Annotated in this window: 11 protein-coding genes; 6 read left to right on the top strand and 5 right to left on the bottom strand. The window is 63.7% G+C overall.

Going from position 1 to position 9,390, the window contains the following annotated elements; all coding sequences use genetic code 11:
- The first annotated feature begins 154 nt into the window (after positions 1 to 154).
- The 3 genes from EOA36_RS17655 (at position 155) to ppa (ending at position 2,173) form a co-directional block, all read left to right on the top strand.
- Positions 155 to 793, top strand: coding sequence for a TPM domain-containing protein (locus tag EOA36_RS17655; protein ID WP_127278726.1), 639 nt, complete (start codon positions 155 to 157; stop codon positions 791 to 793).
- Between the two features lie 150 nt (positions 794 to 943).
- Entirely contained in the window at positions 944 to 1,450 is a 507-nt protein-coding gene (locus EOA36_RS17650) for a GNAT family N-acetyltransferase (protein WP_127278725.1), read from the top strand.
- Positions 1,451 to 1,639: 189 nt separating this feature from the next.
- Positions 1,640 to 2,173: an inorganic diphosphatase gene (ppa, locus tag EOA36_RS17645; RefSeq protein ID WP_127278724.1), complete on the top strand. Its 534-nt coding sequence runs from the start codon at positions 1,640 to 1,642 to the stop codon at positions 2,171 to 2,173.
- A 9-nt stretch (positions 2,174 to 2,182) separates the two neighbouring features.
- Here the strand turns inward: ppa and EOA36_RS17640 are convergent, their stop codons facing one another.
- Both EOA36_RS17640 and EOA36_RS17635 read right to left on the bottom strand, forming a co-directional pair.
- Positions 2,183 to 2,776, bottom strand: a complete 594-nt coding sequence (locus tag EOA36_RS17640) for a hypothetical protein (RefSeq protein ID WP_127278723.1) — start codon at positions 2,774 to 2,776, stop codon at positions 2,183 to 2,185.
- Between the two features lie 44 nt (positions 2,777 to 2,820).
- Positions 2,821 to 3,438, bottom strand: coding sequence for a TetR/AcrR family transcriptional regulator (locus tag EOA36_RS17635; protein WP_127278722.1), 618 nt, complete (start codon positions 3,436 to 3,438; stop codon positions 2,821 to 2,823).
- A 74-nt stretch (positions 3,439 to 3,512) separates the two neighbouring features.
- On the opposite strand from EOA36_RS17635, the gene EOA36_RS17630 reads away from it, so the two are divergent.
- Positions 3,513 to 4,796 carry an MFS transporter gene (locus EOA36_RS17630; protein WP_189553254.1) on the top strand — a complete coding sequence of 428 codons (1,284 nt, stop codon included), beginning with the start codon at positions 3,513 to 3,515 and terminating at the stop codon, positions 4,794 to 4,796.
- Positions 4,797 to 4,865: 69 nt separating this feature from the next.
- Here the strand turns inward: EOA36_RS17630 and EOA36_RS17625 are convergent, their stop codons facing one another.
- A complete protein-coding gene (locus EOA36_RS17625; RefSeq protein ID WP_245464393.1) occupies positions 4,866 to 5,147 on the bottom strand; it encodes a hypothetical protein in 282 nt (93 codons plus the stop codon).
- Positions 5,148 to 5,344: 197 nt separating this feature from the next.
- Here EOA36_RS17625 and typA point away from each other — a divergent pair, with 197 nt between their 5' ends.
- The gene (gene typA, locus EOA36_RS17620; protein WP_027145159.1) at positions 5,345 to 7,174 is read left to right on the top strand and encodes a translational GTPase TypA; all 1,830 of its coding nucleotides are present in this window, start codon (positions 5,345 to 5,347) and stop codon (positions 7,172 to 7,174) included.
- A gap of 58 nt (positions 7,175 to 7,232) precedes the next feature.
- Here the strand turns inward: typA and EOA36_RS17615 are convergent, their stop codons facing one another.
- Positions 7,233 to 7,859: a DUF1062 domain-containing protein gene (locus EOA36_RS17615; RefSeq protein WP_127278720.1), complete on the bottom strand. Its 627-nt coding sequence runs from the start codon at positions 7,857 to 7,859 to the stop codon at positions 7,233 to 7,235.
- A 400-nt stretch (positions 7,860 to 8,259) separates the two neighbouring features.
- Between EOA36_RS17615 and EOA36_RS17610 the strand changes: the two genes are divergently transcribed.
- Positions 8,260 to 8,874 (top strand): LysE family translocator, encoded by a 615-nt coding sequence (locus EOA36_RS17610; protein WP_127278719.1) that lies wholly within the window; start codon positions 8,260 to 8,262, stop codon positions 8,872 to 8,874.
- 9 nt (positions 8,875 to 8,883) lie between these two features.
- Here EOA36_RS17610 and EOA36_RS17605 read toward each other — a convergent pair whose 3' ends face one another.
- Positions 8,884 to 9,210: a YciI family protein gene (locus tag EOA36_RS17605; RefSeq protein ID WP_127278718.1), complete on the bottom strand. Its 327-nt coding sequence runs from the start codon at positions 9,208 to 9,210 to the stop codon at positions 8,884 to 8,886.
- Between the last annotated feature and the right edge of the window lie 180 nt (positions 9,211 to 9,390).

The following is a 9,390-nucleotide window of genomic DNA, read 5'->3' as shown; positions in this document are numbered from 1 at the left end:
CGGCTGGACGACGGGGTCGTCGGGCGGCGGCTGGTCCTCGGGCAGTTCCGGCGGCGGGTGGTCCTCGGGGTCAAGCAGCGGCGGCGGCGGGTTTTCGGGCGGCGGCGGCTCGTCCGGCGGTGGCGGTTCTTCAGGAAGCTGGTGAGACAAGATCATGGCAACACGACCGATCAGCCCGCAGGATCATGAGCGCATCGCCGCTGCGATCCGTGCCGCCGAAGCGCAAACCGATGGCGAGATCTATTGCGTCGTGGCGCATGCCAGCGACGGTTATTTCGCCCCCGCCGCGCTGATGGCGACCCTCGGCATGCTGATCGTCAGCCTTGCCGTCGCCTATGGGCTGGAAGCCTGGTGGCTCACCATCCGCCTGCCGCATTTCGTCATTGCCGAGTTGCTGGCGCTGGCCTGCGTGCTGGCCCTGCTGTGGACGCTGCCCGGCCTGCGCATCCACATGGTGCCACGCCGGCTGCGCTATCAGGCAGCGCACGCCAATGCGGTCAAACAGTTTCTCGCCCGCAACGTTCACCGCACCACGGCGCGCACCGGCGTGCTGATCTTCGTCTCGATCGCCGAGCGCTACGCCGAGGTGGTGGCCGATTCAGGCATCGACGCCAAGGTCGGCCAACAAGTCTGGGACGGAGTGGTGCGTGACCTGACCGCCCATGCCGGGGACGACCGGCTCGCCGACGGCTTCGTCAAGGCGATCGAGCAGGTGGGGGCGGTGCTGGCCGAGCATTTCCCTGTTACGCCGGGCGATACCAACGAACTGGACGACCATCTGGTCGAAATCTGAGTCTGCCGGCAGACGCCACCCTGCCGATCCGGCCCATTTCGGGACGGGGCTTATCCAATTTCGGCAATGTCAGGATCGGATGTAGAAAGCGGTTGGCGGGCCGCCCCGGACTCTTGCAATCGGCCGATGCGGGTTTATGGTTAACAAATCATGAATACGCTGACGATCGATATTCGGAAGGCAGACCCGCGCGATGCCGGCGCCATTGCCGAGGTGCACCTGGAAGCCTGGCGCGGCGCCTATAGCGGCATCATCCCGCACCGCACGCTGACGTCGATGATCAACCGCCGGGGAACCGACTGGTGGGCGAATGCCATCCGCCGCGCGGCGACCGTGCTGGTCGTCGAGATCGGCGGCACGATTGCCGGCTATGCGACGATCGGCAAGAACCGCGCCAAGGAGCTCAAGCAGCAAGGCGAGATCTACGAATTGTACCTGCGCCCGGAATATCAGGGCATCGGGCTGGGCAGGCGGCTGTTTTCAGCGGCCAGGGCGCGGCTTGCCGACCATGGGCTGAAGGGCATGGTGGTGTGGGCGCTGGAAGACAACCAGAACGCACTCGCCTTCTACGCAGGTGCCGGCGGACGCGACATCGCCGAAGGGGTCGAGATTTTCGAGCAGAAGGCGCTGAAGAAGGTCGCCTTCGTCTGGGAGTGACTGCCGGGCACGATCGCGGAAGGCGAAGTCCCGGGCTCACGTAAATCACGACGCTGAAACATCTTGTGCCGATGATTGAACGCGCCGAACGCCATCGCGTCCCGCCGGATGCATGTAAGCACCATTCGCCGCATTGCACCATTTTGCGCCGCCCGCTATCTCCTGCCAATCGAGAGAGGGACAAAAGCCATGCGCATCGAAGCCATAGCCACTGGAAAGAATCCGCCTGAGGACGTCAACGTCATCATCGAGGTGCCGATCGGCGGCGAGCCGATCAAGTACGAGATGGACAAGGAGGCCGGCACGCTGTTCGTCGACCGCTTCCTGCACACCTCGATGCGCTACCCCGGCAATTACGGCTTCGTGCCGCACACGCTGTCGGGCGACGGCGACCCGATCGACGTGCTGGTTTGCAACACGCGTGCGCTGGTGCCGGGCTGCGTCATCAATGTGCGGCCGATCGGCGTGCTGATCATGGAAGACAATGCCGGCCAGGACGAGAAGATCATCGCGGTGCCGTCACCGAAGCTCACACTGCGCTACGAGAACATCACCGAATACACGCAGCTGCCCGACATCACGCGCCAGCAGGTGCAACACTTCTTCGAGCACTACAAGGATCTCGAGCCCGGCAAATGGGTCAAGATCGAAGGCTGGCACGATTCCAAATACGCCAAGAGGATGATCATCGACGCGGTTGCACGGGCAAAGGCGAGCAAGTAGCTCGAGCGGTCAGTTATCAACCCGGCCGAAAGCCGGCACGTCGCCGATCACCACGCGCTTGTCCTTGCCGCAGGCGAAGCCTTTCGCCTTCTCGTCGGCGATCTTGCGCGCCTGGTCGTTGGCGGTAGGGTTGCCGGTGGCCAGCACCAGGCCGACGGTGCAGCCGTCACGGGCGTCCATCTGGGCGACCTTGGCGACGAGCAGCACCTCGGTCTTCCTGGTCTCGTCCTCGGGATTGCTGATCGAGCGGCGGTGGATGACCGCGAATGGCACCGCCTTGTCGCCATTGGTTTCGATGCGCCACTCGACCTTGGCCCCGGACGAATTGAAGGCCGAAAAACTTTCCCAGGCGGACGTCATGTCGCCGCCGGGCGGAAAACCGTAGAACAGCGATTCGCGGGCGTCGTCATATCCGATCAGCACGGAATAGCCGCGATAGCCGGAGCAGGCGAGGTCGGCCCAATCGCCGTCGCCCTGCTCGGCCTGCGCATAGGTCACGCAGTCCTTCTTCCAGTCGAGGTCGGTGTAGGCGCTGGATATCTCGCCGGCTTGTGCCGCCTGGCAGAGGCCGGCGAGGATGAGCGGGATCAACAGGCTGCGCATCGCGGGGATCTCCGTTGGCGGTCGTCCCAGCGTATCGCCAATCGCTATTTCTTCAAGCTCGCCTCGATCAGCAGGTCGGCGTTGCGGGCGACCGACTGTGCCGGTCCGCCGAGGCCGAACAGCTGGCCGCTGATATAGGCGCCTTCGATGAGCAGCAGCAGCCCGTCGCCCAGCGTGTCAGGATCATGCGCGCCCATCGCAGCCGCCATGGCGCGCAGGCGGCGGCGCAATTCCTGCTTGTTGGCCTCGCTGACGACGCGGGCCGGATGGCTGTGGTCGGGATATTCGACCGCCGCATTGGTCATGCCGCAGCCGCGATAGTCCGCCACCTGCGTTCGCTTGCCGATGCGGGTCAGGAAAGCCTTGATCTGCGCACGAGGGTCCCCGGGATTGGCGGCAACCGCCTCATCGAAACGCTCCCAGTATTCAAGATCGTATTGCCTGAGGTAGGAGGCGGCCAGTTCGTCCTTGGAGGGAAAGCTGCGATAGAGGCTCGGCTTGGTGACGCCGGCGCGCTTGACGATCTCGTCGACACCGATCGCCCTGATACCTCGCCGGTAGAACAGGTCATAGGCCACGTCGAGGATCTTCTTGGCGGCCTTGGGTGGCGCCGACGCATGACCGTCGCTGATGGTCAGTTCAATATTTTTGTCGCTTGGCATCATGGGACTCGATTGACAATGTTACCGATCGGTACGTATACATACTCCCACCTTGCAACGTACCGGTCAGTAACATGATAGCTCAATCCCGTCCGTTTGGCCAGCGCTACGCTTTCGTCGTGGTTGGCGTCATCTTCCTCTGCCTGCTGATCGCGGCCGGCCTGCGCTCCGCGCCGTCCGTCATGATGCTGCCGCTGGAAAACAGCTTCGGCTGGCGGCGCGACGTCATTTCATTGGCCGCAGGCGTAGGCATCCTGCTCTATGGGCTGACCGGTCCGTTCGCCGCGGCGCTGATGGAACGCATCGGGCTGCGCCGCACGCTGCTTGCGTCGCTGGTGGTGATGTCGGCTTCGACCGGGCTCAGCCTGCTGATGACCAAGCCCTGGCATCTGTTCATCACCTGGGGCGTTTTTTCCGGCATCGGATCCGGCGCCGTCGCCAGCGTGCTGGGTGCCACCATCGTCAACCGCTGGTTCAAGATCAATCGCGGCCTTGTCATGGGGCTGATGTCGGCCTCCAGTGCCACCGGCATGCTGATTTTCCTGCCGCTGATCGCCTCGCTTGCGCAGGCAGGCGGCTGGCAGCCTGTCGTCATCGCCGTCGCGATCGCGACCGCGGCGTTGATCCCTCTGGTCTGGCTGCTGGTGCCGGAGCGCCCGGCCTCGATCGGCATGGTGCGTTATGGCGCAGAGGCGGATGATGTGCCGCCGACTTCGCCCGCGTCACAAGGCAACTTCCTGGCGCATACGCTCAACACGTTGCGCCGGGCCGCCGGCACGCGGGTGTTCTGGTACCTGTTCGCCACCTTCTTCGTCTGTGGCTTCACCACCAACGGTCTCGTCGGCACACATCTGATCGCGTTCTGCGGCGACATGGGCATCGGGGAGATGCAAGCGGCCGGCCTGTTGTCGATGATGGGCATTTTCGACCTGATCGGCACGACGCTGTCAGGATGGCTCACCGACCGTTACGACCCGCGCAAACTGCTTGGCGTCTACTACGCGGTGCGTGGTCTCTCGCTCATCTACCTGCCCTATTCCGGCTTCTCGGCGACCAGCCTGATCATCTTCGCGGTGCTCTACGGTCTCGACTGGATCGCCACCGTGCCGCCGACGCTGCGGCTCGCCAACGAAGCCTTCGGCGACCGTAGCGGGCCGATCGTGTTCGGCTGGATCGTCGCCGGTCACCAGGTGGGTGCCGCCACCGCCGCCGCCTTCGGCGGTACGATGCGCGAACTGCAGGGCAATTACGAACTGGCGTTCCTGATTGCCGGCATGACGGCGATCGCCGCCGCCTGTATTTCGCTCCTGATCAACACCAGCCGGCCGGCTTTCGATCCGGAACCGCAGCCGGCTTGAGGCGGCAGGCAGAATGGCCGATCTTCCCACGAGGGGGAGATCGGCAGCTTCGCGGAACGGCGCGAACTTTCAGTCGGGATAGCAGACCATCGGAATGTTGGGCCAAACCGCCGCATCACAATTGGCGCTGGCCTGTCTCTGCTTGAAGGCGGCGCTGACCGGGCCGGTCACCACCGGGTCGACGCCATCGGGCGCGTCGGCAAAGGCCTGTTGCGCGGAAGGCGCGTCAGCCGGCAGGACGGCACGCGCTTCCTTCAGCGTCGCGGCTGATTGCGCGGCATTGGCCGCCAGCAGGACGGCAAAGGCGGCGGACGCGATCAGCGGCCAAAATCGGTTGAGTTTATCGGTCATGACGTTCGAACTGTCCGGGCCCTCAAAGGTTCCCGCCTTGGTTAACAAAATCATTTCACACGCAGATGCTTAAGATTTGATGAGTATTTGGTGTCGCGCTTCCCCTTTCGCAACTGCGAAAAACCCTGTATGAGCCGCGCAACCGAAAGAGGCAGCGCCTTTGGCCTGCTGCCTGCAACGCTTCCGAGACCAGAATCATGAACCTCCGTAATATCGCGATCATCGCGCACGTCGACCATGGAAAGACCACCCTGGTCGACCAGCTTTTGAAGCAATCCGGGTCTTTCCGAGACAACCAGCGCGTCGCCGAGCGCGCCATGGATTCCAACGACCTCGAAAAGGAACGCGGCATCACCATCCTGGCCAAGGCGACCTCGGTCGACTGGAAGGACACCCGCATCAACATCGTCGACACCCCCGGCCACGCCGATTTCGGCGGTGAGGTCGAGCGCATCCTCTCGATGGTGGATTCGGCCATCGTGCTGGTCGACGCCGCCGAAGGGCCGATGCCGCAGACCAAGTTCGTCGTCGGCAAGGCGCTGAAGGTCGGTTTGAAGCCGATCGTCGTCATCAACAAGATCGACCGTCCCGACGCCCGCCATGTCGAGGTGGTCAACGAGGTGTTCGACCTGTTCGCCGCGCTCGATGCCACCGACGAGCAGCTCGACTTCCCGATCCTCTATGGTTCGGGCCGCGACGGCTGGGTGTCGGAAAATCCCGAAGGCCCGAAGGACCAGCAGCTTGCGCCGCTGTTCGACCTCGTCATCAAGCATGTCCCGGCGCCGACCGTTCATCCCGGCCCGTTCCGCATGATCGGCACCATCCTGGAAGCCAACCCGTTCCTCGGCCGCATCATCACCGGCCGCATCGAGAGCGGCACGCTGAAGTCGAACCAGGCGGTCAAGGTGCTGCACAATGATGGCACCCAGATCGAAACCGGCCGCATTTCGAAGATCCTTGCTTTCCGGGGCCTCGAGCGCCAGCCGATCGAAGAGGCGCAGGCAGGTGACATCGTTGCCATTGCCGGCCTGTCCAAGGGGACCGTCGCCGACACGTTCTGCGACCTGGCGGTGACCGAGGCGCTGCATGCGCAGCCGATCGACCCGCCGACCGTGACCATGTCCTTCCTCGTCAACGACAGCCCGCTCGCCGGTACCGAAGGCGACAAGGTGACCAGCCGCGTCATCCGCGACCGGCTGCTGCGCGAGGCCGAAGGCAATGTCGCGCTGAAGATCGAGGAATCGCCCGACAAGGATTCGTTCTTCGTCTCCGGACGTGGCGAATTGCAGCTCGCCGTGCTGATCGAGACCATGCGCCGCGAAGGCTTCGAAATCGCCGTCTCGCGTCCACGCGTCGTGATGCAGAAGGGCGAGAACGGCGAATTGCTGGAGCCGGTCGAGGAAGTCGTCATCGACGTCGACGAGGAGCATGCCGGCGTCGTCGTGCAGAAGATGTCGGAGCGCAAGGCCGAAATGGTCGAGCTGCGGCCCTCGGGCGGCAACCGCCAGCGCATCGTCTTCCACGCGCCGACGCGCGGCCTGATCGGTTACCAGTCGGAATTGTTGACCGACACGCGCGGCACCGCCGTGATGAACCGGCTGTTCCATGCCTACGAGCCCTACAAGGGCGAATTGCCCGGCCGCACCAACGGCGTGCTGATCTCCAACGAGCAGGGCGAGTCGGTCGCCTACGCCATGTGGAACCTGGAAGACCGTGGCCCGATGGTCATCGATCCGGGCGTCAAGGTCTATCAGGGCATGATCATCGGCATCCACAGTAGGGACAACGACCTCGAAGTGAACGTGCTGAAGGGCAAGAAGCTGACCAACATCCGCGCCGCCGGCAAGGATGAAGCGGTCAAGCTCACCCCGCCGATCCGCATGACGCTGGAGCGCGCGCTGGCCTGGATCCAGGACGACGAGCTGGTCGAGGTGACGCCGAAGACTATTCGCCTGCGCAAGCTCTATCTCGACCCGAACGAGCGCAAGCGCTTCGAGAAGTCGTCGAAGGCGGTCGGCGCGGCGTAATTTTCCATTTTACGGAACTGACGGAAGGGGTGAGGCACATCGGTGCCTCACCCCTTTTTCATCCCCCAGCGGCCAGGATGATGGCCTGCCGATCTGGTTCGCTGGCAAGATTGACGCGGATCGTCGTCCCCTCGCGGGCTGGCTTGCGAAGGGCTTTGCTCCCCTCGGGATCAACGACCAGCAGCCGTCGCTCCTCCAGCGCCTGGAGCCGCGATCGCGAGATGCCGAATTCGCTGGCCAGCAAGCGGTCGAGCCTCAGCGATATCGGCACTTCCAAACCCAGCCGAAGTTCCAGCGCCGTCGCGCTCTGCTTCATCCCGCCGATCACCTGTTTGCGCACGGCGGCATCAGGGAATTCCTCGACACGCCCAACCTGGTTGCGCAGGGCGACGATGTCGAAGGCATGGCGACGTGCCAACTCCGGATCGTTGCTCTCGAGCGCCGCGAGCAGCGCCGGCTCGATGTCACGGCGGTTGCAGCGTTCGAAAATGCCGAAATTCCAGGAATTGTCGCAGTCGGCGCAACGATAGATCAGCCAGACGTCGATGCGCTTGCCATTGGCGTTGACGCGGAATTTCCCGCTGCAGCGATAGGCTTTCACGCCGCCGCAGCGATTGCAGTTGATCAATGGGCGCGGTGCGATTTCAGGCGCGATCGTCCAGTGGATGCGCAGGATAGAAGACATGCCGGTAAGTCCTTCCCGTCGGGAAGTTCATCCGGTCGGCGATGTCGAGATGCCCGTGCGGGCGCGGCGTGGCGGGTGGCTGCGGAGATCGTGAAGTCGGGTGTCGCTGGGCGAAAAGCGCGCGACAGCGGTTCAGCAGTGCCAAACCGGTCTCGAACCGCCGCCCAGAGGAACACATGAAAAATGAAACAGGCACTGCTGATGCGGCGCCATGCAGGTGTGTCGGGGGAGTTGACGAGACCGGCGGTTACTGAGGCAAAGTGAAGCTCGAAATTGTTTCGCGGCGGCCCTTCTAGCGGCGTGACGCCGCGCGGACAAGCGTCATTTTGTCGGCGCTACCGCGGCTCGATCGCTTGCGCTAGTGTCAGGCTTCAAAGGTTGCCAGACAGAGACCCTCGCCATGCACCTCACCTCGCTCCTGATCTTCGCCGCCGCCTTGTTCGTGGCCGCCGGTTCGCCCGGTCCATCGATCGCGGCGCTCGTCGCGCGCGTCATTTCGAAGGGCTTTCGCGACGTGTTCCCGTTCCTGCTTGCCATGTGGATCGGCGAAGGCATCTGGCTTTCGCTGGCGGTGTTCGGGCTTGCCGTGGTGGCGCAGACCTTCCATCTCGCTTTCGTCGCGGTGAAATGGGCTGGCGTCGCCTATCTCGCCTACCTCGCCTGGAAGATGTGGACGGCGCCCGTCGATGCCAAGGAGGGCGAGATGCCGCGTGAAGACTCGCCGGCGAAGCTTTTCTTCGCCGGCATGGCTGTCACGCTCGGCAATCCCAAGATCATGATGTTCTACCTGGCGCTGTTGCCGACCATCATCGACCTCGCTTCGGTCAGTCTCGTCGGCTGGGTCGAACTGACGGCGACCATGGCGGTGGTGCTGATCGCCATCGATCTCGCCTGGGTGCTCGCCGCCTCGCAGGCGCGCAAACTGCTCAGGAGCAAGCGCGCCATGAAGATCGCCAACCGCGTCAGCGCCACGACGATGGCCGGTGCCGCGGCGGCCATCGCGGCGCGCTCTTGAGGCGACCCGTCAGCCCATCATGTTGATGATCGGGGCGATCTCGACGTTGCAGTTTGGCATGGCCAGCATCGGGCAGCCCTTGGCCTTCTCGGCGGCTTCGTCGATATCCCTGGCCTCGATGATCGAGTAGCCGCCGGTCGGGTTGCTGCCGCCATTGTTTTCGACCTTGCCGCCGGGCAGCACCGTCTTCGACATGCCGACAGGATTGCCGCGCTCGACCACGGCCGAGCCGAGTTTTCCGAACCAGTCTGTCCAGGCGTCGGTCATCGCCTTTCGCTCGGAGTCGCTCGTCGGCATCTTGCCGGAGCCGTGATAGACGTAGAGAAACTTCGCCATGTTCTCCTCCCTTGATGAGCGGCATCGAACCGGCACGCGGTCATGCCGCATGCCGATCATCGGACCAAAATGACGAGTGGGCAACGAAAATACCCAATCGCTGATATTCGTGCTGCCGCGAGGTGATCGCCTTGCGCCCTCCTGCCATTCTGAAGGGTGGCGCGCCGGCTCCTGGAATAC

Source organism: Mesorhizobium sp. M8A.F.Ca.ET.021.01.1.1, from assembly GCF_003998025.1.
GTDB lineage: Bacteria > Pseudomonadota > Alphaproteobacteria > Rhizobiales > Rhizobiaceae > Mesorhizobium.
The sequence above is the reverse complement of the archived record's forward strand: the minus strand, read 5'-3'. Positions and strand labels throughout refer to the sequence as shown.